Source organism: Marinobacter psychrophilus, assembly GCF_001043175.1.
GTDB lineage: Bacteria > Pseudomonadota > Gammaproteobacteria > Pseudomonadales > Oleiphilaceae > Marinobacter > Marinobacter psychrophilus.
Genome location: NZ_CP011494.1, coordinates 3,660,618 through 3,684,162, shown reverse-complemented (window position 1 = coordinate 3,684,162; position 23,545 = coordinate 3,660,618). Strand labels below are relative to the sequence as shown.

The following is a 23,545-nucleotide window of genomic DNA, read 5'->3' as shown; positions in this document are numbered from 1 at the left end:
CATCGATTCATAACGGAGTATAGACAGTGAAGGTTATGCCGCTCGTTACCCTGACCACCGCCATCCTGGCCGCCCATTCGTCATGGTGCTGGGGCCAGCCATCTGACAACGATAGTGAAGTGGCGATAGGGCTCATCGCTTACGCCGAGCCATCGATTTATCAAGGAGGCAATCATAATGAGGGACTGCTGACCTATGTCGAGTGGGAGTGGCAGAACTGGTTTTTCCGTGATTACTCGCTGGGCAGCTACCTCGCTGGTGGTGACAACTGGTACCTGTCTGCTGCCATCAGCTTCGATGCTTTCGGCGATATGAAGAGGGGCGACAGTGCTGTGTTAGAGGACATGAAGAAGCTCGATGACATCTACACCGCAGAGGTCAGCACTGGCTGGTTCGGCACGCTGGGACATCTGACATTGAGCTATTCGCAGGATATCTCGGATAACCACGGGGGCGGCGCTGCCGTAGTCAGTTACGGCTATCCGCTAGAGCTTGGGAAATGGCGTATCGACCCCCATATTTCACTCACCTATGCGGGCAGTCAGGTTGCGCGTTATTACGTGGGAGTTGATGCCGACGAGGCGAAAGCAGGCCGCCCTGAATATCGTCCGGGCCGCTCCTTTCAGTACCAGGCTGGCGTCAGTCTGTCCCGTTTTTTTGGCGAATCATATCAGGCTTTAATTGGCCTCAATCATCGCCGTCTTTCCAGTACAGTCTACAAAAGCCCTATCGTGGATCGACGGCACACCTGGTCGGTCAGCGCAGGGTACATCTATGCGTTTTAAGCGTTTGCGAAATCGTCGGACACTCGCTTTGTTTGTCGCCATCGGCGTTTTAATAGGCGTTACTGCGCTGCTTGCTGATATGGACAATACCGTTGACATTAAAAAACAGGATAAGGCCGATCTACTTCCCTTAGTTACCGTGGAAAATGTCAGCGCTGGTGAACAGTCCTTAGTGATTGAAGCCTATGCCGAGATCAAGCCGCGCTGGGTTATCGACCTGAAGTCAGACGTCAGCGGTGTCATCGTCAGAATGCATCCCCTTGCCCTTGCTGGAAGCCGCGTCAGGAAGGATGAGCCACTCTTTGTGATTGACGATATCCGTTACCAGGCTGAACTGGCAGAAGCCGAACGCGCGTGCCGTGAGGCCGAACTGGATCAGCAGCGGGCGGTATACACAACCCGGGTGGCACAGCGACAATTTGATAGCGCCGGAGCGCAACCGCCTAATGACCTGGCCCTGCACCTGCCCCAATTGAACATCGCCAATGCTACCGTTAAAGCGGCCAGAGCCCATGTCAAAGTAGCGAAACAGCAGCTTGACCACACGGTAGTAAGAGCGCCTTACAGCGGCTACATCGTCGAACGCCATATCAGCCCGGGTCAAAAGTACATGGCCGGTGACCTGGTAGCTCGCCTGATCGATGACAGTCACTACGACATCGCCGTCGGCGTTAGCAAAAGTGACTGGCAACGACTCAAACATCCTATTCAGGGCCAAAAGGTATCACTCTTCAACGAACAAGGTAATGCTGTCGGTAAGGCAGTCGTTCGCGAGAGTGGGGGTTACCGTGACGAAGAAACTCGCCACTATATCGTTCACCTGTACGCTCAGCGCGCTGAGATTGATGCCCTCGCCGGGGACCTTATCAAGGTTCGCTTCCAGGGCCGCACAGAGCACAATACACTCAGCATTCCTGCTTCGGCGCTGACCAGCAATGGCTCGGTCTGGTGGATTGAAAGTGAGAGCACCCTGGCTCGCGGCGTTGTCGACGTTCTGTCCCACAACGATGATCGTGTGCTGATCAGGGCGCCGCACAATAGGGCTGAGTGGCAAGTCGTTGCTATGCCCCAGTCTTCCTATCTGCCGGGCCAGAATGTCCGCACGACCACAGAGGCGGCCTGGTGATGCGTGCGTTGACTGCCTGGTTTATTCGCAATTCGGTTGCTGCCAATCTACTGATGGGTTTTATCCTGTTTATGGGTGTAATCACTCTGATCACCATGCGTGTCGAGGGCTTTCCACGTATCGAATCGGATGGGATCATCATTACCACCGTGTTTCCGGGCGCACCGCCTGCCAAGGTTGACGCTTTGGTCAGCCAGAAAATCGAAACCGCACTGGAAGGCATGGAAGGTGTTCGCAGTTTTTCGGCGGTCTCCACCGAGAGTCTCTCTATTATTACGATACGGCGTGTCGGCGGTTACAATCTTGATAAGCTGTTGGATCAGGTTCGGCTGCGCATGGATAGCGGAATCGAGTTTCCCGCCAGGGCCGAAAGGCCACAAATTGACGCCAGTGGTTTTGATTATCCGGCGCTCTATATCAACCTTTACGGTGATGTCGACCAAGGCACCTTGCATGAGCTCGCCAAGCGGCTGAGACAGGCGCTGCTGGCCCAGCCAGAGCTATCGCGATTGAATGTCTGGGGGCTGCAGAAGCAGGAGCTGCGTATTGAGGTCGAGAGCCACAAGCTGCGGCAACTGAACCTGACCGTGCCAGATGTTGTGGAGCGTATTCGTGCCAGTTCACTGGAGTTTCAAGCAGGTTCCCTGAAAACAAGCGCCGGTAGTATTTTTATTAGAGCCGATGGTAAAGCTCAGTATGCGCCGGATTACGGGGTCATTCCCATTCTGAAGAAACATGGTGGCGGTCAGGTATTACTGGGCGACATTGCCGCTATTCATGATACCTATGTTGAGGGTGACTATCGGTTCCGCTTTAACGGCCAGCCCACCGCTGGAATTGAAATACTGGTGGGTCACCGGGAAAACTTGCTGCGTATTTCAGAGATCACCCAGCGCGTGTTGCACGACTTGCGTCCCCAGCTCCCACAAGGGGTTCAAGCCGATGTGTGGGGCGACAGCGCCGTTTATATCGCTGACCGCCTGAGCCTGCTGACCAAAAACGGCTTTCAGGCCTTGGTTTTGGTTGCGCTGGTCCTGGCCCTGTTTCTTAATTTGAAACTCGCCTTCTGGGTGGCTATGGGGATTCCGGTGTCGGTATTGGGCGCCATCGCCGTGTCTGGCACTGCTTGGGTCGATTATTCGCTCAATGATGTCACCACATTCGGATTTATCATTGCCTTGGGTATTCTGGTTGATGATGCGGTGGTTGTCGGTGAAAGTGTGTTCGAGCAGCGCAGCTTTGACAAAAATCCCATTACCGCCACCGAGGCGGGCGTAGCGCGAGTCTCCGTTGCCACTGTTTTCGGTGTTCTGACGACCATTGCCGCCTTCTTCCCCTTGCTGGTCCTCGACAACCCGTTGGGTAAGGTGCTGGCGCAGTTTTCCGGTGTGGTCATTTTCGCAATGCTGTTTTCAATGTTGGAAAGCAAGTTTATTTTACCCGCCCATCTTGCTCGCATCGATATCGACACGCCGCCCCGATGGCTGGCGACCCGGCTCTGGCAAACGGTGCAGCAGGCCGCCCAAGCTGCGCTGTATTTTCTACGCGACCTCTGCTACGTGCCTCTGCTTTTGGTCACTGTACGTTACCGTTATGCAGCGTTGATTCTATTCGTCAGCGTAGCGACACTGGCACTGGGGCTGACTATGAAAGGCAAGGTGAAAAGCGTGTTCTTCCCGGAAGTACCTGGACAGATTATAAGCGTCCTTCTGGAGATGGACCGTAGCGCGTCCGTTGAACTGACTCGCGCCAATGTTGAACGTATCCGCGAAGTGGGGGAGGCCGTCAGTGAGTTGCTGCAGCAGCAATACGACTTAGATAGTGCGCCTGTCCGAAGTGTTTTTGAAGCGATTAACAGCGCCGAATCCGCTGAGATCTATGCTGAGCTCACGCCGGTTACAGAGCGGCCAGACATAGGCATCCAACAGGTTATCCAGCGCTGGCGCCAACAGGTCGGTCAGCTTGAAGGTGTCATTGAATTACGATTTACGGGTTCTGAGGAAATTGGCGGAGGCTTCGAAATCAAGCTTGCCAGCCGCAACCAGGATACGCTGACCTCCGCCGGCAACGCACTCAAGGAGTATCTGGGCACGATTGATGGCGTACACAGTCCTCGCGATTCGATGGCGGGCACACAGGCCGAGCTAAAGGTCACGCTTAAACCCGCCGCCGAGAGCCTGGGGTTTGATCGGCAGACCCTGGCGACGCAGGTAGGCTCTGCTTTCGGCGCTGCCGAAGTGCAGAAAATTCAGCGCGGTGACACCGAGTTGGCAGTCCTGGTGCAGCAGGGTATTGAGCAGCGCAACACGATGGATGATCTGTTGTCATTCCACATCCGGAACCATGACGGCCAATGGTTTTTGCTTTCAACCATCGCCGATGTTGAGCAGGTCCTCACGCCGAAGACGCTGCAACGGGAAGACAGCAACTGGGTCAATGTGATCTCGGCCACCATCAATCGTAATGTGGTTGCCCCTGAAGATGTGGCGCAGGCTGTGTTAAACCAGCTGGCGCCCCAACTCAAGCAGCAACACCCGGGCCTGGACATCAGCCTTGGTGGCGAGTTGGAAGAGATGGATGAGCTGCAGGGTGGTCTGAAGAAGGCGCTGTTGATTGCCATGGTGCTGATTTATGTACTGTTGGCGGTACCTTTAAAGTCTTATTGGCAGCCCTTTATTATTCTGGCTATTGTCCCGTTCGGTTTCGTCGGCGCCATTCTCGGTCACTTGTATCTTGATCTGGCCCTGTCGTTGCTGTCGATGTTTGGCATGCTGGCCCTGGCTGGAGTCGTCGTGAACGACAGTCTGGTTATGCTAAGCCGCCACAACGAGCTTGTTGCAGAAGGCATGGGCCCCTATGAAGCGATTCAGGTCGCAGCCACCAGCCGCTTTCGAGCGATTTTTTTAACCACGACCACCACCGTGGTCGGCTTGCTGCCGTTGTTGTTGGAAACCTCCGAACAGGCTCAGTACCTGAAGCCTGCTGCTGTCTCCCTGGCCTTCGGCGAGCTGTTCTCCACAGCCCTAATGCTGTTGCTGGTCCCGGTACTGATTGCCATTACCCAGGACTTCAAGCAGCTTCGCCTGACTGCTGTGTCAACTAAACCACCCAAGGAGCCCCCATGTCATCTGTCTCGGTAAAAACACGGTTTGTCGGATTTCGCCGCATCGGTGTTGCTCTGTTGCTGTTCTGCCTGGGTTTAAGCATGGTTATTGTCGTCGCCGATGAGGCGCCCTTGGTGCGCAAGAATGTTAGCTTCGTCCACGCTGGCAACATCCTGCAAGGCGTGCTGGTGCTGCCAGGCACCGCGGCCACGCTTGACTCATGCGTCATTTTTGTACATGGCTCTGGCGATATGCCGCGAGATGCTTACGGCTACTACGAGCCCCTGTGGCATCTGTTTGCGGAAAAAGGTTGGTGCTCGCTGTCCTGGGATAAGCCCGGCGTTGGCGACTCCGAAGGCGACTGGCAGTTGCAGTCTATGGAGAATCGTGCCTCCGAAGTTGCTGCCGCTATCGAGTTTTTACGCACACAGATGGATAAAGGAGAGGGCCAGATTGGCCTTATTGGTTTTAGTCAGGCTGGCTGGGTATTGCCGAAAGTCGCCAACCAGCGCGATGATGTCGCCTTCTTGATTTCGGTGTCGGGCGCGGTCAATTGGATGGCACAATCCCGCTATTCAGGCCTCCAACGAATGACGGCAGAAGGCTTGAGCGGGCAGGAAATCGAAGCGGCCGAAGAGGGCGCTGACGCTGTTAATGCCTTAATCCAGAATGATGCACCTTATGCTGCCTATTTAAGCCATATCGTAGGTGAGGTGGACGTTAAGCCAATGAGTGAAGCTTTTTGGGGGTTCGTGAAGCGCAACTGGCGCGCTGATGTTCGCACTGACCTGCAAGCGCTTCACGTGCCCATGCTGGCACTCTTTGGTTCGCATGATGCTTACGTCGATCCTGAACCAAGCGCTGATGCCTATCGCCAGCTACTTGGTCTCTCAGCAGTGTCGTTCTTCGAGGTTCGCCTTTTTGACCATGCCGATCACGGTTTGATGAAAGCAGAGCAGATAAAGCCCGCACATCAGGGCGCAGCCGCTTGGCTTACGCTACTCAAAATTTGGTTTCTTGAAGGTGATATCTTCGCCGACGGAGTCCTTGATAGTTTGGCCAATTGGTTAGACAAGTTTCCCGAACCGGGCATCACGTTCGCTCGCGAAGATGACTGACGTGAAGCCGCGGGCTGCCACTATTTTGGGCGCAGGGGTTCGTCTGTCACCCGCCGTGCCATCTCCATGGCAGCCTGCGTTTCTCATCTGATTGCATCCTTGCAAATGAAAGAGCGGCTGGTTTGAACCGCCGCCTATGGGAACGGGTTCCGGATTATGGGAAAAAAGTGTGCTGGTAAGGCAGGTGTACTCTGCGGCAGGCTGTCTGTAGCGCTGTGGCGTGATATGTTACTGCTTTTGCAACGCATGAGGACGCAGCCCCTATGGCTGGTACACGAATTCTTGTTGGCGTTACCGGCGGCATCGCGGCTTATAAAACGGCGGAACTGGTGCGGCTGTTAAAAAAAGCGGGGCATTCGGTGCAGGTGGTGATGACCCGCGGTGCTGAAGCTTTTGTGACGCCACTGACATTTCAGGCGTTGAGCGGGCAGCCGGTGCGCACCTCGTTGCTAGACCCGGAAGCCGAGGCTGGTATGGGTCACATTGAGCTGGCGAAATGGGCGCAACGGATCATCGTGGCCCCGGCGTCGGCAGACTTTATGGCGCGTTTGGCGGCGGGCATGGCCGATGATCTGCTGGCTACGGTGTGCAGTGCTGCCGAGGTGCCCATTGCCCTGGTGCCGGCGATGAATCAGGCCATGTGGGGTAATCATCGTACCCAGCGGGTGGTGCAGCTGTTACAAGCGGACCCCCAGGTTCGCCTGTGGGGACCGGAGGAAGGCCAGCAGGCCTGCGGTGATAACGGCCCAGGGCGCATGTTGGAACCAGAGCAGATCATGCAGGCGCTGGCTCAGGAACAAGCGCAAATCGATAATAGCGCCGGCGGTGTATTAGCCGGCAAGCGCCTGGTGATCACCGCTGGGCCAACCCGTGAACCTATTGATCCAGTACGCTATATCAGCAATCACAGCTCTGGCAAAATGGGCTACGCTATAGCCATAGCCGCGCACGCTGCCGGCGCTGAGGTTGTGCTGGTCAGCGGGCCGGTGAACCTGTCTCCGCCCGCGGGTATAAACCTGCGCTCGGTGATGACCGCAGAACAAATGCTCGAAACGACGATGGCGGCGGTTGATGAGGGTTGTGATCTTTTTATCGCCACCGCTGCGGTCGCTGATTATCGCCCGCAGGATTATGCCAGCGACAAACTCAAGAAATCCGCCGCCGAGATGACGCTGGCGCTGGTGCGTAATCCGGACACTCTGGCAATTGTAGCAGCGCGGGCAGACGCGCCCTTTACTGTGGGTTTTGCCGCGGAAACCAATGACGTTGCCCGCCATGCCATCAGCAAAATGGGCAAGAAGGGGCTGGATATGATTGTGGCCAATGATGTGTCGGTACCTGGTTTGGGTTTTAACAGCGACAACAACGCCGTCAGCGTATTCACCGCCACTGACCAGTTCCACTTTGGACCCTGTGCCAAGCAGCAGATTGCGCACGAGCTGGTGGCACTGATTGCGCCGCGCCTGAACGCCCGCGTTGGCGATAGCCAAAACCAAAAGGGCTCTCACCAGAAACCCCAAAATAATGCTGACAGGAAACCTTCATGACCCGCAAAAAACTTCAGATCCGTGTGTTAGACGAGCGTATTGGCAAAAGCATAGCGTTTCCCGCCTACGCCACCGATGGCTCTGCGGGCCTGGATTTGCGTGCCTGTCTGTCGCAGCCTCTGGTGCTGGAGCCGGGCGATACCCAGCTGATTGGTACTGGCTTGGCGATTCACATTGCGGATCCAGCTCTGGCTGCGCTGATACTCCCGCGCAGCGGCCTGGGCCACAAACACGGCATCGTGCTTGGCAACCTTGTGGGCCTGATTGATTCCGACTATCAGGGCGAGCTGATGGTGTCTTGCTGGAACCGCGGCCAAACCCGGTTTACTGTTGAACCCGGAGAACGCTTGGCGCAACTGGTGCTGGTACCGGTAGTGCAAGCTGAATTTGAAGTGGTTGATGAGTTCGACAGCAGCCACCGGGGTACGGGTGGGTTTGGTTCAACCGGCCGCAACTAAAACTGGTGATTGGCAATGGCGCGCCAAAGTAGCTGCGTTGCAGCTATACTTTGCACATTAGCTCAGCGAGACTATCGCAATCATCAGGCCCGCAAGTGAGTGTGAGCCTGAACAATGACAAACGCAGGAGCAATCCATGAAGCTGGGCAAAAAGAAGACCCCGGAAAGTCAGGCTTCAGACCATTCTGAGGGTGCCAAGCCCTTAATGCGGGCAATAAAAAGGTCTGCCAAATCCGATCAGGACGCAGGTTCGGCGAACCGCATGCGAACACTGAGCGTTGTCGCTTTGAGCCAGGCATTGATTGTTGTCGTTGCCACTGCCCTGACTTTGGTTCTGGTTTTTTTACTGATTTTGCAGCCGGCCAGTGAGCAACAGTTCGAGGTAACCGCCCAAACGACGGCTAATAACGCCGCAAGCCGGATTAACGGCTACCTGTCGCTGTTACAGCAGAGCGTGGAAGGTCTGGCAACGCAGCCCAGCCTTGTCGATACCGTCAGCAGTGGCGGCGATCTGTTGCAGGCTGCGAAGCAGTTAAAAGACAGTTTGCCCGGTTTAGCCGCGGTTTATTTATTTCCACATCGTGCCATCCCGCGTTCGGTCACTAACGACCCGCTGCTGGGCTTCGCCGGTCTGGAGTTGGCGCGTAAGGCTGAAACCAGAAGGCCACTTTTCCCGGATGCTTTCCCCCGCGACAACCGCTGGTTCATTCATATGGCTGCGCCGGTAAAAATGTCGGGCGACAATCCCGTAGCCGGAACTTTGTTGATGGTGTTTGACGCCATCAGCCTGCAGCCTCTGTTGGCAGATGGCCAGAATAACGGCGCCCTTGCGCTGCGTCAGTCGGTGTCGGGAACGGTCAGCATTTTGTTAAGTCAGGGCAGCGGTAGCGGCGAGCCTCGCGTTGTAACCCTGAAGAATCCGGATTGGAGCATTGCGTACACGCCTGCAGGGCAAGCGCAAATACCGGTGAAAACTCTGTTGGCCGCGCTGCTGATGGGGCTTCCGCTGCTGGCCGCAGCCATCGCGGTTTGGGTATTGCTCAACCGCGCGCAGCGCTCGTTACGCCGGGACTCCACCCTAGTTATCGAATGGGCTCATAAGGCTTACTCCGGTGAGCGCAGCAAGTTACCGGCTTTGCAATGGGACTCAGTTGCGTCGCTCGCCGAGGTGCTTTACCGATTGTCTCAGGTTGTGGAAAGACGTGTCAGCAAGGCCGGTGAGGGCGCAGTTCAGGCAGCTGCGGGTAAAAAACGCCCTACTGCAGAGGCTGGGCCATTGTTCAAAGATAAAGACCTGCCCGATGTCGATATGCTTGAGGGCGACGAAGACGTTCTGGGTTTTGGTTCTGTGTCTGCCGAACCGTTGTTTGGCGCCGGAGCCCTGCCTGAGGTAGAAGAGCTGGGCCAAACGCCGGCGCTGTCAGCGGATATTTTTCGTGCTTACGACATCCGCGGCATTGTTGACGAAACCTTGACCGAAGCCGGTGTTGAACTGATCGGTCAGGCGATTGGTTCAGAGGCTCTGGCACGGGGCGTCAGCGCGCTTTGCGTGGGTTACGACGGTCGCCATTCCAGCCCTGGGTTGGCAGATGCGGTTGCTCGGGGGCTGATGGCCAGCGGGTGCGATGTTATACACGTTGGCGCGGTGCCCACCCCGGTGTTGTATTTCGCTACCCACCAGCTTGATACGGGCTCCGGTGTCATGGTTACCGGGAGTCATAACCCGTCCAACTACAATGGCCTCAAAATCATGCTCGGTGGTGAAACCCTGTCTGGCGATGCTATTAAAGCCCTGCATCGGCGCATTCTTGACGGGAACCTGGCTCAGGGTTCCGGCAGCCAGTCGTCGGAAGACGTAAGGCGTGCTTATCTGGATGCGATTGTTAGCGACATCGCCGTTGCCGCGCCACTGAAAGTGGTGGTAGACGCTGGTAATGGCATTGCCGGCGAGTTGGGCACTATGCTGATTGACGAGCTGGGCTGTGACGTTATCCCGCTGTATTGCGATGTTGACGGCGACTTCCCAAACCACCACCCGGATCCGGGCAAACCCGAGAATTTGCAAGACCTGATTTCCAAGGTTGAACAGAAAAGCGCTGATTTGGGTATTGCCTTTGACGGCGATGGTGACCGCATCGGCGTGGTGACCAACCGCGGCCGCATTATCTGGCCCGACCGCCTGTTGATGCTGTTTGCCCGGGATGTGGTGTCACGCAACCCCGGTGCCGACGTGTTGTACGACGTGAAGTGCAGCCGTCGCCTTGCAGGGGTGATATCCCAGGCTGGCGGCCGGCCAGTCATGTGGAAAACCGGACATTCGCTGATGAAAGCCAAAATGCGGGAGACCGGAGCTTTGCTGGCCGGGGAGATGAGCGGTCACATATTTTTTGCCGAACGCTGGTACGGTTTTGATGACGGCCTTTATGCCGCAGCGCGTTTATTGGAGATTCTCGGTATTGAAGACCGCCAAAGCGACGAAGTGTTCGAGGATTTCCCTGAGGATATCAGCACGCCGGAGCTCAATATCGAGGTTACTGAAGCGTCTAAATTCGGCATTGTTGAGCGTCTGAGTGCTCAGGGTGAATTTGACGACGGCAGTATCAGCACAATTGACGGGGTGAGGGTGGAGTATGGCGACGGCTGGGGCCTGTGCCGGGCTTCTAATACTACACCGGCGCTGGTGCTGCGTTTTGAAGCAGAATCTGAAGAGGCGTTGGCGCGCATAAAAACGGTGTTTCGTGAGCAGCTTCTGCAAGTGGCACCAGAGCTAAATGTCACATTCTGAACCTTCGTGTTGACATCCGAATTTTATAACAGTAAGGCAAAAGCATGTCGTTGAATCGTGAAACAGCCGTTCAGGTAGCGTCAGTGCTCAGCAAGGGGTTGCCGTATATACAGCGCTTTATCGGTAAGACCGTAGTCATCAAATACGGCGGCAACGCCATGGAAAACGAAGACCTTAAAAGCAGCTTTGCCCGTGATGTGGTGTTGATGAAGTTGGTGGGTATCAACCCCATTGTTGTGCACGGCGGCGGGCCGCAGATTGGTGAGTTGCTGGCGCGATTAAATATCGAGTCACGCTTTGTGAACGGTATGCGGGTTACCGACGCCCAGACGATGGACGTGGTTGAAATGGTGCTTGGCGGCCAGGTTAATAAGGAAATTGTGTCGCTGATCAACGCTGAGGGCGGAACGGCCATTGGCTTGACCGGAAAAGATGCCAACTTGATCCGCGCTCGAAAACTGGAGGTGGTTGATCGCAGTCCGGAGCTGGAACGCGCCGAAATTATCGATATCGGCCGTGTGGGTGAGGTGGTCAGTGTGAACGTGAGCGTTATTGACATGCTGACCCGCGGCAACGTGATTCCGGTTATTGCCCCCATCGGCGTTGGCCCAGATGGCAAGTCTTACAATATCAACGCCGACTTGGTGGCGGGCAAAGTGGCTGAAGCCATGAAAGCCGAAAAACTCATTCTTCTGACCAACGTTTCCGGTTTGAAAAACAAAGATGGCAAAGTGCTGACCGGTTTGACCGCCAGCCAGGTCAACGACTTGATTGAAGACGGTACCATCCACGGTGGCATGTTGCCGAAAATACGTTGCGCTTTAAGTGCGGTTGAAAACGGTGTGCGCACGTCGCATATTATTGACGGCCGTGTGGCCAATGCTTGCCTGCTGGAAATCTTCACCGACGAAGGTGTGGGTACCCTGATCTCCAGGAACTGATCTGTAAAAACGGACCCTATGTGCACGGAGTGAATGCATGAAACGCCTGTTGTTATGGCTGCTGATTTTAACCGTTTTGGCCTGGGCCGGTTACAAGGGCAGCGTCTGGTGGCTTGCGGATCAGCGTATGAATGAGGCGCGGCAGGCCTTGAACCATTATGGCGTGCTCGAACGCGGCGCAATTCATTCAGGCGTGCGCGGTCGACTATTGCTAAAAGACAGCCAGTGGCAAGACTTTCGTCTGACCCAGCCTCTGACTGTGCCCGTTGCAGAGTTAACCGCTCGCTCACCGGTATCATTGGTCACTCTGTTGCATGCCCCGGCTGCAGATGAGTCGTATACGCTGAAGCTGGAAGGCCTCAGCCTGGCGCTAGAGGCGACCATGTTCCGCAATTGGGTAACGGCTCAAGGCGCGAACAGTGACGGCAAAGCGGCGCTTTTCGCCCTGTCTTGCGCGCGAGACCCACGCCAAAGCCTGAGTAGTGGTGACTTGATGCGCATGGGCATTGGCGAAATGACCGGCGAGGCGCTGTTGCGTCAAAATGAAGAGGGCTTTTACGCTGAACTGATCACCGATGAGCTCGGCAGTGTTGAATTGAACTGGCCCACCGCGTGGGTAGACTGGCGCGCGCCCAAAGAGGCGCTTGCTCGTGGTTCGCTGGACATCACCCTGCGCGACGGCGGTGTTATGCGACGCGTGGCTGCTTGGTGCGCTCGCGAGGCTGGCCTTACAACCGAACAATGGGCCGGTCGTTCGGTGGCCCAGTTACGTCTGGGGCTGCTGGCACGAGGCTGGCTAGCCAGTTCGCAGTTGCTGGCACTGTACCGCCAATGGTTGCTCGAGGGCGGTGAATTGCAAACCACACTGAGGTTAGCCGAACCCGCTCTGGGGTTGCCCATTTACACGGAAGAAACCAGCGCATCCAGCCGCCTTGGTGCGGTGGTATATTATAACGATGCGAGCGTGCCAGATGTGTTTCTGTTAAGCGACAGCAGCCCTTCGGCAACGCCACAACAACCGGTGTTTACGGCGCAACAGTCGCAAACTGTATTCGCCGAGGGCTGGTTAGTGCAGCCTGTCGCGGCAGCGGAGCAATGGCTTGGACAAAAAGTCAGGATTACACTGCGCAACAACAATCGTGTGGCGGGTCGACTGGTGCGCGTAACTGACGATGAAATTGAGGTAGCTCGTCTGGTGGCCGGCGGCGAAGTGGCTTACCCTATGCAGCGTGTGGCGGTTGCCGGGTTCGAGGTATGGCGGCGTAACCGCCTGCTGAATTCAAACGATAATGATTGATGGAAAACCTGCAATGGCTCAGTTAACCTCAATCCCGAGCAGCGCTGCGAACGGTGTAGTGATGCCGCCATCTATTCTGGAGATGTTGACTGCGTTGATTGCAGCACCATCGATTTCCAGCTCCTCGGCGAAGTGGGATTCCAGTAATCGTGGTGTGATTGATTTGCTGGCGCAGTGGCTAAGGCCCATGGGTTTCGCTGTGGAAATTCTGCCGGTGCCGAACATGCCCGGCAAGTTCAATCTGATTGCCACCCTGGGCAGCGGTTCCGGCGGCCTGGTGCTGGCAGGGCACACCGACACAGTCCCGTTTGACGAAAAACGTTGGCACAGCGATCCGTTTATACTAACCGAACTGGGTAACCGCTGGTATGGCCTTGGCACTTGCGATATGAAAGGGTTTTTTGCCCTTGCCATTGATGCAGCCAGGGAGTTTGTAGGTCAGCCATTGCAGCAACCGCTGATCATTGTTGCTACCGCCGACGAGGAGAGCTCGATGAACGGCGCTCGCGCGCTGGCGGAGGCGGGTAAGCCGAAGGCTCGCTATGCGGTGATTGGAGAGCCCACCAGCTTGCGCCCGATTCGTATGCACAAAGGCATCATGATGGAACGCTTGGTGTTCGAGGGGCAGGCAGGGCACTCATCTAATCCCGAGCTGGGCCGCAACGCGCTGGAAGGCATGCACCAGGCGATGGGCGAGCTGCTGGCCTTGCGCTCCCAGTGGCAGCAGCAGTATCGCAATCCGAATTTTGACGTCCAGGTGCCAACCTTGAACCTTGGCTGCATACACGGTGGTGACAACCCCAATCGCATATGCGGTCGATGTGAGTTGCATTTTGACTTACGCCCGCTACCCGGTATGGATATGGACGCCCTGCGCCAGGCCATTCTGCAGAAGGTAGCGCCCGTGGCCAGTGAACGCGGCCTGAAGCTCAAGTTTGAACCACTATTTGACGGCGTGCCGCCGTTTGAAACAGCAGCGGATGCCGCTCTGGTTACGGCCTGCGAAAAACTCACTGGCCACACCGCAGGGTCGGTCGGCTTCGCCACAGAGGCGCCGTGGATGCAGCGCTTGGGTTTGGAAACTCTGGTTATGGGCCCCGGCTCTATTGATCAGGCTCACCAGCCCGACGAGTTTCTGGCGCAATCACAGGTTATACCGACCGTTAACATACTGCGTCAGCTTGTGAGGCAGTTTTGTTTGTAATATTCCTTTTGCTTGGAGATTTGAATTGAACGCCAATGGCTGGTTGCGCGGCTTTCGCCATTCGTCGCCTTACATCAATGCACACCGCGGCCGTACCCTGGTACTGACCCTGCCGGGCGATGCCATCAGCCAGCAAAATTTCATCAATATCGTTCACGATATTGCTTTGCTGAGCAGCTTGGGCGTGCGGTTAGTAGTCGCGTTCGGTGCCCGCTCCCAGATACAGCAGCGGCTGCAAGACGCCGGCCTTGAATCCACGTTTGCCCGCGGCTTGCGGATAACGACTGAACAGCAATTGCCGCTGGTGATGGAAGCCATAGGCGGATTGCGGGCATACATCGAGAGCCAGTTGTCTATGGGCCTTATCAGTTCGCCCATGCACAATGCCCGTATACGAGTCTGCAGCGGCAATTATGTGACCGCTAAACCGGTTGGCGTATTAGATGGTGTCGATTTTGGTTATACCGGCAAGGTTCGGCGGGTTGATGTTTCTGGTATCGAAAAGCTGCTCGACCAAGGCCAGATTGTATTATTACCACCCATGGGTTTCTCCCCCACCGGTGACATTTTCAATCTATCTTACGAAGATGTTGGAAGCCAGGTTGCAGCCGCTTTGCGCGCTGAAAAGCTGATGATGTTTATCGATGCCCAGGGCCTATTGGCGGCTGAAGGCACGCTGGTTCGGGAATTATCTGCGGCTCAGGCAGCCGACCAGTTAAGTGCTGGCCAAGTGACGGGCCACGATGCAGAGCTGCTGAAGGCGGCGTGCGATGCCTGTGTTAAGGGTGTGCGCCGCGCTCACATCATCAGTTATCTGGACGACGGAGCGCTGCTAAAGGAGCTGTTTACCCGTGACGGTTCCGGTACTCTGGTCAGTGGCGACACTTACGAGCAGATCCGAGCTGCCCGGGTAGAAGACGTGGGCGGTATTACCAATCTGATTTATCCGCTGGAGGAGCAGGGCATTCTGGTGCGGCGTTCGCCAGAAATGCTGGAAACCGAAATTGGCCATTTTGTGGTGGCTGAGCGCGACGGCACCATTGTTGGGTGCGCCGCTCTGTACCCCTACGGCCAGGATGACGCTGGCGAACTGTCCTGTTTTGCGGTAGATCCCAATTATCGCCGCGCAGGACGCGGCGACGAATTATTGGCGATGATTGAACAGCAGGCTCGTGCTCAGGGTTTTCAGCGCCTGTTTGTACTGACCACGCAAACCGAGCACTGGTTTCGAGAACGCGATTTCAAAGCGATGCCGGTACAGTCGCTGCCGGAATCGAGACTGGCGGTTTACAACACCCAGCGCAACTCCAAAGTTTTTTGTAAAGCTCTTTGAGTAACCAGTTCATGGAATCTACAGAACGACGCAGTAGCCCCAGAAAACCTATAAGACTTGCGGCCCAACTGGATTTGGGGCGCGGTGAAAACTGGCCTTGTCAAATCGCCGATTTTTGCGCCGAGGGCTTGTTTATTCGCTATTCCCAAGCGGTTTCCCATAAGCTTGATGCGGCTTTGGGCAACGCTGGCGGGCAGAGTCTGCTGGTGCGTTTTCGCGGTTCGGACAGTTCCGGGGTGCCTGGCCAGCGCCATCAGTTGCAAGTCGAGATGCGTCATCGCGTTGAGAATGCTATGGGCGTGTGTTTTGTACAGGTCAACGCGGCGGCCGTCAGTTCCATGCTGAAGCAGTGCAGTGGCGCACGTGTGGCAAGCTCTGCGCATTTGCGTGCGCCCAGCGAGCGGGTGCAGTTTGTGCTGCACCAATGCGCTAAAGCCGTGGTGCAGTTTATTGATCCTTTAATGCAGGACTGCCTGGATCAAACCGTTGCGGCGCTTCAGGCCCACGCCCGCGAAGCGGGCAACAACCAGCTGGCGAACGAACTGATGGACGCCTCAGGTCAGTTGAATAGCCGCCAACGCCAAGTATGGCAGCAAATGGCAAAAAGTCTGGAGTCTCCGCTAAAGCCGGAATCCAAAGCGGGGCCAGCGGGCTCTCTGGCGGTGGTTGACAAGGGTGAATTTGAAGACTGGCTCAGCCTGCGGGTGATGATAACCAAGGCGGACACGCTTTACCGAGGCTCGTTGTTGCAGTTGAAGTTGCGTCTGGACAGTCTGAAAGTCGCAAATGCGACCGGCTATACCAATCCGCTTGGTCCGTCATTGGTGTGTGAATCATTTCGGGATGGGCTGGCGCCCCTGCGAATGTCGCGCGAGGTTGAAAAAGTTACCTTCGGTGTGTTTGAATATTCTGTTTTGCAACAATTAGAACCGCTTTATGTTGAGCTGAATAACATATTAATTCGCCAAGATGTTTTGCCCAACCTGGACTTGACTAAATACCTGGCTGATACGCAGCGTAGCGAATCAGCATCTGAAGCGAGCAAGCCCGCCGAGCAAATTGAGCGGCAAGCTGTGCCCATAGCAGGGCCCACCACGGAGCCGGCAGTAGAGTCCGAGACAAAGCCACAAGCGGCGGCCCGATTCCGCCCGGTGCTAGAGCCCGGTTCTGACCAGGAGTCCGCCCAATTTCAGGAGCACGCCCGGCTTGCACGGCACGCATTTAGCACGGTGCGCAGCCTGCTAAATACCCTGGCGAGCAGTCGCGCTGCGAAAAGCCAGGTGCGTGACGATGAGTTCCCGGCGAACGCTTCGCCCTTAAGCAATGCCCAGTTGCAGCAGCAGCTGCAGCAGCTGCAGACTGTAGCTTTGCCCACCAACGATAGTGCCGCCAGCTTGTGGGAACGCGTGGTCAGCAAGGTGCGCGTAGACAGTCAGGGCAAACTTGATACCGAACAGCAGGGTGCGGTGGATGTGGTTGACCGTTTTTTTGAAAGCCTGCACGAGAGTCCGAAACTGGACGAACCCACCCGTCGCCACCTGCGCCAACTGGAAGTTCCTGTGCTGAAGGTGGTGATGCGTGACCCGGACTTTTTTGAGGACGAGCAAAGCCCGGTTCGCGGCGTGCTTAACCGTTTGGCCCAGCTTGGTAGTCGCGGCAGCAGAGTCAACCCGGTTATTCAACGCCGGGTGGAAGAGTTAATTCAGTCTATTGTGACAGGCTTTGAGCATGATCTGGGTGTCTTTGAGCGTGCAGAGGAAGAGCTGGAAGAGCTGATTGAGCGTCAGAAAAGAGTGTATCAGCGCAATGTTGAGCGGGTTAAGGCTGCTGCTGAGGGCGCACAAAAAGTCGCCGAGTCTAAACAGGCGGTAGAAGACACTCTGCAGGCTCGGCTGGCGGGTAAAATTGTGCCAAAAGCGCTCAATAGCCTGCTGGCCGGTGGTTGGCGTGATTTGCTGTCGCTAACCTGGATCCGCCACGGGCCAAACAGCGAGTTATGGCAAGATTATCTGGGCGTAGTGGATTCCTTGGTGCTGTTTACCAAAGATCCGCACAGCGAGATTAATCTGCCGGAGTTGCTGCGCACCATTCAGGATGGTTTGTCCTCTATTTCAAGCAGTCACTTGCCATCTGCCCAGATTCGTGACGAACTGCGCCGGTTTCTGGTGCGCGATCCAAAATCGGCGCCGGAGGTGCTGGCCATACCGGAATCGCCCGCAGCACCGTCGCGTCTGCGCACTCTGCCCGAGCAGGGGCAACGATGGCGCAAGCGTGTTCAAGCGCTGCACACTGGTGACTGGCTGTGTGACCAACACCCGTCTAACGAACCGGTTTACATTCGACTGGTGTGGATTGCCCGTGATTTCCAGCGTTTGGTGTTTGTGAACCATCAGGGCATGCGGGTGGTAGAGCTGGAACTGGATACGCTGGCGGATAAGATGCGCCAGGGCTATATCGTGCCCGACCCACACTATCAGCGGCCACTGGTAGACGAAGGTCTGGACCGTATGGTGCGCAAAGTATATGACCAGCTGGCCAGCGCCGCTAGCCATGATGAGCTTACCGGTTTATTGGAGCGGCGCGAGTTTGAGCGCCAGTTGGATCAGCAATTGACCTGCTGGCAAACGCCGCGAACTCTGTTGCGGCTGAGCCTGCGAAACTTCAGTAAGTTCAACGACGGTGCCGGCGAGCAAGCGGGCAACGACTTGCTGCAGCAGGTTGCGGCTATTTTGTCTGCGTGCTGTGCTGAAGACACTCCGATTGCGCGCCTGTCAGGCGCGCAATTTGCGCTATTGCTGCCAGCAGTGGATGCCATGACCCTGACCCGCCAGCTAAGCCAGCAGGTGTCAGCGCTGCAACCGATGCTGCGAGATAAACCGTTCGGTCTGAAGTTAGGCGCCGCTTTGGTGCCGCAGCTGGAAACACTGTTGAACCCCTTGCTCTGGCTGGAAGCCGCCGAGCAAACACTGCATGCAAACGCCAGTCAGCGAGAGGCCGTTGGGGAATATCGCCCGGCGCCTGCAGATGAGGCTCAGCAACAAAAAATTGTTGCCAAAGTGGCCGGCCTGCAAGACAAACAACAGGAGCGTCTGTCGCTGCGGTGCCAGAAAATTATGCCTTTGCATCCCGAAACCCGCAGGCTGATCCAATACGATGTTTTAACCGGCGTTTACGATGACGATGGCAATCTGGTTGGCGGTAAAGACTTTATCCGTTTGGCTGAGCGCTATGACCAGATTCAGGCTCTGAATCGTTGGGTGGTGGGTACCATGCTCGACTGGTTGAAACTCAAAGCAGATGATTTGCAGCAATTTGGTGGCATTGTCATCAATCTGTCCGGGCATTCGTTGAATGACCCAGCGCTGCTGGAGTTTATCTACGAGAAGCTGAACGAGCCTGAAGCACCCGTTGAGCGTTTGTGTTTTGAGATTACCGAAGCCTCGGCAGTACGCGATATGGTGGCGCTGACGGGATTTGTGCGCGAAATGAAAGAGCTTGGGTGCTGTTTTTGCTTGGGTAATATGGGGAATGGCCCAGACTCTTTCCAAGCACTACGGTCGCTGCCGGTAGACATGTTGAAAATCGACAGCGCGCTGACGGCGAATCTCGTCAACAGCCAGAGCGATCAGACCATGTTACGTTCGATGGTGGAAATGGCGCATTATCTAGAGCGCGAGGTGATTGTAACCCAGGTAGAGTCCCGCGAGCTGCTGGCACTGCTAGTTCAGCTAGGTGTGGATTACGCTCAGGGTACAGCCATTGGAAAGCCCGGCATGCTTGACAGCCTGGTATAACCGCGGAAACCAGTAGTTTATGTCGAAACGCCATCCTATTATTGCCGTTACCGGCTCATCCGGTGCCGGCACCAGCACCACTGGCCGGATTTTTCGCCGCATGTTCGAGAGTGAGGGTCTGAGCGCCGCCATGGTGGGTGGCGACAGTTTCCACCGTTATACGCGTGAGCAGATGCAACGTCTGGCGGCCAAAGGGCAGTTCGGTGCTCGTAATCACTTTGCTCTGGGTGCCAATCACATCGACCGCCTAGAGTCTCTGTTTTACGATTACAGCCTGACCGGTAACGGGCGCTACCGCCAGTACGTGCACGATGATGACTTTGCGTTGGTTGCAGAGGGTAATAAACCCGGGAGCTTCACTCCATGGCAAGACCTGTCTCCCAATACCAGCCTGCTGTTTTACGAAGGCTTACACGGTGGCGTGGTCAGCGATGCCTTTAACATCGCCCAATACGTTGACCTGTTGATTGGCGTAGTGCCGATTGTAAATCTGGAATGGATTCAGAAGATTCACCGCGACACTCACAATCGTGGCTACAGTCAGGAAGCGGTGGTTGAAACCATTCTTAACCGCATGAACGATTACGTTCATGACATAGTGCCGCAGTTTTCCCATACCCACATTAACTTCCAGCGGGTGCCTCTGGTGGATACATCGAACCCGTTCGTGGTGCGTGATGTACCGACCGAAGACGAAAGCATGCTGGTGATTCACTTCCGCGACGCCCGCGAGGTGGATTTTCCTTATCTGTTACAGGTAATTCCCAACAGCGTGTTGTCGCGCCACGATACCTTGGCCATTCCCGGTACAAAAATGAGCCTGGCCATGGAGCTGATTGTACGGCCCATGGTGCAACGGCTGATCGCACAGAAAACCTTCGCCTGAAGCTGTTCAAAGTGGATAAACTAGTTGGCCTGATGTACCTCATGGCTGTGGGTGATTTCTACCCCGCCGCTGGCCAGCATGATGGTCGCTGAGCAGTATTTTTCAGCAGACAGGGCCACCGCTCGTGCCACCTGGCTGTCTTTAAGATTGTTACCGGTGACCACGAAGTGCAGGTGAATTTTTGTGAACACCGCTGGCACCGCGTCGGCTCGTTCCGCGCTCAGTTCGGTGTGGCAGGCAGTGACGTCCTGACGGCTTTTTTTCAGAATGCTCATAACATCAAACGACGAACATCCTCCCAGCCCCATCAGCACCATTTCCATGGGTCGCGGGCCGCGATTCTGGCCCCCGAGGTCTGCCGGTCCGTCCAGCTGAACGCTGTGGCCGCTGGCGCTGGTCGCTTTGAAACTGACTTCGCCGGTCCAGTCGATGGTGGCTTTCATCACAGGCTCTCCGCAGGTGTTATTGAGTATTAATTCCGCCATGGACGGCAATGGAAACGAATGCGAAAGATGCTAGCACAGAGCGGGTGAATCGACAGCATCGGCGATGATTGACAGAAGGCTAAGCGACAGCCTGAACTTGACCGGGCTAACGGTTGTTGCGATTCAGAGGGTGCTAGCGTGCGTTAGGGATGAAAAATCTGTTAGAAAAGCGTTATGATCAAGGCAGGATATTCCAGTGTTCGTTTCTACGGAGGTGCCGCGCAAGCCATGGCCACAATTTTGAAGCCTGTTGATGATCGTACCAAACACTTGGATTATTTTCTGTCGCAATGCCATCGCCGTCGTTTCCCGGCAAAAAGCACCATCATTTACGCGGGTGACAAGAGCGACTCGCTGTTTTTCATTGTGAAAGGCTCGGTAACGGTCATTATTGAAGATGAAAACGGGCGTGAAATGATCATGGCCTACCTGAACGTTGGCGACTTCTTTGGCGAGATGGGGCTGTTCGATAACCTGGATTCCCGTAGCGCCTGGGTGAAAGCCAAAACCGAGTGCGAAGTGGCGGAAATCAGTTACACAAAATTCCGTGAGATTGCCCAACAGGACCCAAAGGTTCTGTATTTCATCGGCGAGCAGGTGGCATCGCGGTTACGTGAGACCACCCGCAAAGTGGGCGATCTGGCGTTTTTGGATGTTACCGGTCGGGTCGCTCGCACCCTGCTGGACTTGTGCAAGCAACCGGACGCCATGACCCATCCGGATGGTATGCAGATCAAGATTACCCGGCAAGAGATTGGCCGCATTGTGGGCTGCTCCCGCGAAATGGTGGGCCGGGTCTTGAAAACTCTGGAAGAGCAGGGCCTGGTGCGGGTAAAAGGCAAAACCATGGTGGTTTACGGTACTCGCTGAGTCGTTTCGCGTCCTTGGCTCTAATGTTGGCCAATCGGGCGGATCAGTCAGCCAGAGCCGCCGCTTTTATCTGCAGCCATACGGGCTTGCCCGGGGATAGTCCCAGAGTGTGTACGGAGCGGGTGGTCAAACGCGCCAGAAATGGCGTCTTGCCTGCCAGCACCCGCACCAGCGACGTGCCCGGGCTTATCTCTTCTGCAATTTCATCGATTCGGCCGTGGATCAGATTTTGGATGCTCTGGTCATGGTTGGCGCTGAGCGCCAGGCTGACATCCCTTGCCAGTACCTGAACCCGCACATCGCTGCCGACCGGGATGCGCGGCTCGCTGGGAAGCCACAGTTGGCCGCCGTCAAATTCCGCCAGGCTCAGATGCCACTGGGTATCTTGAGTGGTAATACGGGCCGGCAGAATAATGGCTGCGCTCTCTTCCAAACCAAAGGGTTGATCGGTGCGCGCCAGGGTCTGTTGTAGAGACCCACTGGCCGTTACCTGCCCCTGGTTCAGCATAACAACGTGATCCGCCAGCCTGGCGACTTCCGCCACTGAGTGGGAGACGTACAAAATTGGAATAGCGAGGGTGTCTCGCAGGCGTTCCAGGTAGGGCAGGATTTCCCGCTTGCTGGCCTGGTCCAGAGCCGACAATGGCTCGTCCATCAGCAACAACTGCGGGCTAGTCAGCAGGGCGCGGGCGATAGCCACCCGTTGGCGTTCACCGCCTGACAGCTTTTGCGGCATACGCTTAAGCAGGCACGCCAGCCCCAGCCATTCCACCGCCTGATCAAACTGAATCCGGCGCTGGTTAACGGGCACCCGGCGGTAACCGTAGTTCAGGTTGCGTTCTACCGATAAATGCGGAAATAACGAAGTCTCCTGGAACACGTAAGCCAGCGGGCGCTGATGCACGGGGCGACTTTCATGGGCGTTGTGCCAGGTGTCACCGTTCACCACTAATTCGCCACTGGCCGGTTGCAGCCCGGCAATGCAGCGTAACAGGGTGGTTTTACCGCAGCCAGAGTGCCCGAACAGCGCCGTTAATCCGCTGCCCGGCAAATTCAGATTCACCTTCAGCGTAAAGTCACCAATGTGGCAGTGAAAGCGCGCAAATATCGTATTATTTGCGCTCATTTCATCATCCCCGAGTGCACGCGGCCATTCAGCGAATACAGCGCCACCAACACCACAAACGAGAACACCACCATACCGCCGGCGAGCCAGTGGGCCTGGGTGTATTCGATGGCTTCAACGTGGTCGTAAATGGCCACTGATAACACTTTGGTTTCCCCCGGGATATTGCCGCCAATCATCAGTATCACGCCAAATTCGCCAATAGTGTGGGCAAAGGTGAGTACGGCGGCGGTCAAAAATCCCGGGCGGGCCAGTGGTATCACCACGGTGATGAATCGGTCCATGGGCGAAGCTCGTAGCGTAGCGGCCACTTCCAGAAGCTGATTGTTTATGCCGATAAAGGCGTTTTGCAGGGGTTGCACTGTAAACGGCAGTGAGGAAATCACAGACGCTACCACCAAACCCTCAAAAGTGAACGGCAGTAGCCCAAGGCCCAGCTGTTCGGTAAGTTGCCCTACAACGCCTTTAGGGCCCAACAGCAGCAATAAATAGAACCCCAGAACGGTAGGCGGCAGTACCAGCGGTAGTGCCACCACAGCAGCGATCGGCTGGCGTAGCCAGTGTTGGCTGCGGGCCAGCCACCAGGCAATGGGCGTGCCCACCACCGCCAGTATCAAGGTGGTCATGGTCGCCAGTTTCAGGGTCAGCCACACTGGCTCCCAGTAAGTTTCCATCATCGTTACGGG

At 56.0% G+C, this 23,545-nt stretch carries 17 protein-coding genes; 14 read left to right on the top strand and 3 right to left on the bottom strand.

Annotation, left to right across the window (positions count from 1 at the left end):
- Nucleotides 1-35 precede the first annotated feature (35 nt).
- The 13 genes from ABA45_RS16715 to ABA45_RS16655 all read left to right on the top strand — a co-directional run bounded on the left by ABA45_RS16715 (nucleotide 36) and on the right by ABA45_RS16655 (nucleotide 20,378).
- The gene (locus ABA45_RS16715; protein ID WP_227506252.1) at nucleotides 36-785 is read left to right on the top strand and encodes a MipA/OmpV family protein; all 750 of its coding nucleotides are present in this window, start codon (nucleotides 36-38) and stop codon (nucleotides 783-785) included.
- Nucleotides 775-1,911, top strand: a complete 1,137-nt coding sequence (locus ABA45_RS16710) for an efflux RND transporter periplasmic adaptor subunit (RefSeq protein WP_048388048.1) — start codon at nucleotides 775-777, stop codon at nucleotides 1,909-1,911. Before ABA45_RS16715 ends, ABA45_RS16710 begins: the two co-directional genes overlap by 11 nt.
- Entirely contained in the window at nucleotides 1,911-5,051 is a 3,141-nt protein-coding gene (locus ABA45_RS16705; RefSeq protein ID WP_048388045.1) for an efflux RND transporter permease subunit, read from the top strand. Before ABA45_RS16710 ends, ABA45_RS16705 begins: the two co-directional genes overlap by 1 nt.
- Nucleotides 5,033-6,133 (top strand): alpha/beta hydrolase family protein, encoded by a 1,101-nt coding sequence (locus ABA45_RS16700; RefSeq protein ID WP_048388043.1) that lies wholly within the window; start codon nucleotides 5,033-5,035, stop codon nucleotides 6,131-6,133. Before ABA45_RS16705 ends, ABA45_RS16700 begins: the two co-directional genes overlap by 19 nt.
- Nucleotides 6,134-6,396: 263 nt before the next feature.
- Nucleotides 6,397-7,680: a bifunctional phosphopantothenoylcysteine decarboxylase/phosphopantothenate--cysteine ligase CoaBC gene (gene coaBC / locus ABA45_RS16695; protein ID WP_048388041.1), complete on the top strand. Its 1,284-nt coding sequence runs from the start codon at nucleotides 6,397-6,399 to the stop codon at nucleotides 7,678-7,680.
- Nucleotides 7,677-8,138 (top strand): dUTP diphosphatase, encoded by a 462-nt coding sequence (dut, locus tag ABA45_RS16690; protein ID WP_048388039.1) that lies wholly within the window; start codon nucleotides 7,677-7,679, stop codon nucleotides 8,136-8,138. The genes coaBC and dut overlap by 4 nt, the downstream gene beginning before the upstream one ends.
- Nucleotides 8,139-8,274: 136 nt before the next feature.
- Entirely contained in the window at nucleotides 8,275-10,923 is a 2,649-nt protein-coding gene (locus ABA45_RS19725; RefSeq protein WP_048388038.1) for a phosphomannomutase/phosphoglucomutase, read from the top strand.
- A gap of 44 nt (nucleotides 10,924-10,967) precedes the next feature.
- A complete protein-coding gene (argB, locus tag ABA45_RS16680) occupies nucleotides 10,968-11,864 on the top strand; it encodes an acetylglutamate kinase (protein ID WP_048388036.1) in 897 nt (298 codons plus the stop codon).
- A gap of 37 nt (nucleotides 11,865-11,901) precedes the next feature.
- Nucleotides 11,902-13,161: an LSm family protein gene (locus tag ABA45_RS16675; protein ID WP_048388034.1), complete on the top strand. Its 1,260-nt coding sequence runs from the start codon at nucleotides 11,902-11,904 to the stop codon at nucleotides 13,159-13,161.
- 13 nt (nucleotides 13,162-13,174) lie between these two features.
- Nucleotides 13,175-14,365, top strand: a complete 1,191-nt coding sequence (gene argE, locus ABA45_RS16670; protein WP_406564638.1) for an acetylornithine deacetylase — start codon at nucleotides 13,175-13,177, stop codon at nucleotides 14,363-14,365.
- 25 nt (nucleotides 14,366-14,390) lie between these two features.
- Nucleotides 14,391-15,698 (top strand): amino-acid N-acetyltransferase, encoded by a 1,308-nt coding sequence (argA, locus tag ABA45_RS16665; protein WP_048388031.1) that lies wholly within the window; start codon nucleotides 14,391-14,393, stop codon nucleotides 15,696-15,698.
- Between the two features lie 11 nt (nucleotides 15,699-15,709).
- Nucleotides 15,710-19,492, top strand: a complete 3,783-nt coding sequence (locus tag ABA45_RS16660; RefSeq protein ID WP_048388030.1) for a DUF1631 family protein — start codon at nucleotides 15,710-15,712, stop codon at nucleotides 19,490-19,492.
- Between the two features lie 19 nt (nucleotides 19,493-19,511).
- Nucleotides 19,512-20,378: a phosphoribulokinase gene (locus ABA45_RS16655; RefSeq protein ID WP_048388028.1), complete on the top strand. Its 867-nt coding sequence runs from the start codon at nucleotides 19,512-19,514 to the stop codon at nucleotides 20,376-20,378.
- A gap of 20 nt (nucleotides 20,379-20,398) precedes the next feature.
- Here the strand turns inward: ABA45_RS16655 and ABA45_RS16650 are convergent, their stop codons facing one another.
- Nucleotides 20,399-20,821, bottom strand: a complete 423-nt coding sequence (locus ABA45_RS16650) for an OsmC family protein (protein WP_014872825.1) — start codon at nucleotides 20,819-20,821, stop codon at nucleotides 20,399-20,401.
- Between the two features lie 270 nt (nucleotides 20,822-21,091).
- On the opposite strand from ABA45_RS16650, the gene crp reads away from it, so the two are divergent.
- The gene (gene crp, locus ABA45_RS16645; RefSeq protein WP_048388026.1) at nucleotides 21,092-21,733 is read left to right on the top strand and encodes a cAMP-activated global transcriptional regulator CRP; all 642 of its coding nucleotides are present in this window, start codon (nucleotides 21,092-21,094) and stop codon (nucleotides 21,731-21,733) included.
- A 43-nt stretch (nucleotides 21,734-21,776) separates the two neighbouring features.
- On the opposite strand, the gene modC is transcribed toward crp, so the two are convergent.
- Entirely contained in the window at nucleotides 21,777-22,859 is a 1,083-nt protein-coding gene (gene modC / locus ABA45_RS16640) for a molybdenum ABC transporter ATP-binding protein (RefSeq protein ID WP_048388024.1), read from the bottom strand.
- Nucleotides 22,856-23,536, bottom strand: a complete 681-nt coding sequence (gene modB, locus ABA45_RS16635; protein ID WP_048388022.1) for a molybdate ABC transporter permease subunit — start codon at nucleotides 23,534-23,536, stop codon at nucleotides 22,856-22,858. The genes modC and modB overlap by 4 nt, the downstream gene beginning before the upstream one ends.
- Between the last annotated feature and the right edge of the window lie 9 nt (nucleotides 23,537-23,545).

Excerpts from the sequence above, each read along its gene's own strand:
- ABA45_RS16705 (WP_048388045.1), top strand. The coding sequence starts at position 1,911 with ATGCGTGCGTTGACTGCCTGGTTTATTCGCAATTCGGTTGCTGCCAAT.
- modC (WP_048388024.1), bottom strand. The coding sequence starts at position 22,859 with ATGAGCGCAAATAATACGATATTTGCGCGCTTTCACTGCCACATTGGT.
- ABA45_RS16715 (WP_227506252.1), top strand. The coding sequence starts at position 36 with ATGCCGCTCGTTACCCTGACCACCGCCATCCTGGCCGCCCATTCGTCA.
- ABA45_RS19725 (WP_048388038.1), top strand. The coding sequence starts at position 8,275 with ATGAAGCTGGGCAAAAAGAAGACCCCGGAAAGTCAGGCTTCAGACCAT.
- argE (WP_406564638.1), top strand. The coding sequence starts at position 13,175 with ATGGCTCAGTTAACCTCAATCCCGAGCAGCGCTGCGAACGGTGTAGTG.
- dut (WP_048388039.1), top strand. The coding sequence starts at position 7,677 with ATGACCCGCAAAAAACTTCAGATCCGTGTGTTAGACGAGCGTATTGGC.
- ABA45_RS16675 (WP_048388034.1), top strand. The coding sequence starts at position 11,902 with ATGAAACGCCTGTTGTTATGGCTGCTGATTTTAACCGTTTTGGCCTGG.
- coaBC (WP_048388041.1), top strand. The coding sequence starts at position 6,397 with ATGGCTGGTACACGAATTCTTGTTGGCGTTACCGGCGGCATCGCGGCT.
- ABA45_RS16700 (WP_048388043.1), top strand. The coding sequence starts at position 5,033 with ATGTCATCTGTCTCGGTAAAAACACGGTTTGTCGGATTTCGCCGCATC.
- modB (WP_048388022.1), bottom strand. The coding sequence starts at position 23,536 with ATGATGGAAACTTACTGGGAGCCAGTGTGGCTGACCCTGAAACTGGCG.
- ABA45_RS16655 (WP_048388028.1), top strand. The coding sequence starts at position 19,512 with ATGTCGAAACGCCATCCTATTATTGCCGTTACCGGCTCATCCGGTGCC.
- argB (WP_048388036.1), top strand. The coding sequence starts at position 10,968 with ATGTCGTTGAATCGTGAAACAGCCGTTCAGGTAGCGTCAGTGCTCAGC.
- crp (WP_048388026.1), top strand. The coding sequence starts at position 21,092 with ATGGCCACAATTTTGAAGCCTGTTGATGATCGTACCAAACACTTGGAT.
- ABA45_RS16660 (WP_048388030.1), top strand. The coding sequence starts at position 15,710 with ATGGAATCTACAGAACGACGCAGTAGCCCCAGAAAACCTATAAGACTT.
- ABA45_RS16710 (WP_048388048.1), top strand. The coding sequence starts at position 775 with ATGCGTTTTAAGCGTTTGCGAAATCGTCGGACACTCGCTTTGTTTGTC.
- ABA45_RS16650 (WP_014872825.1), bottom strand. The coding sequence starts at position 20,821 with ATGAAAGCCACCATCGACTGGACCGGCGAAGTCAGTTTCAAAGCGACC.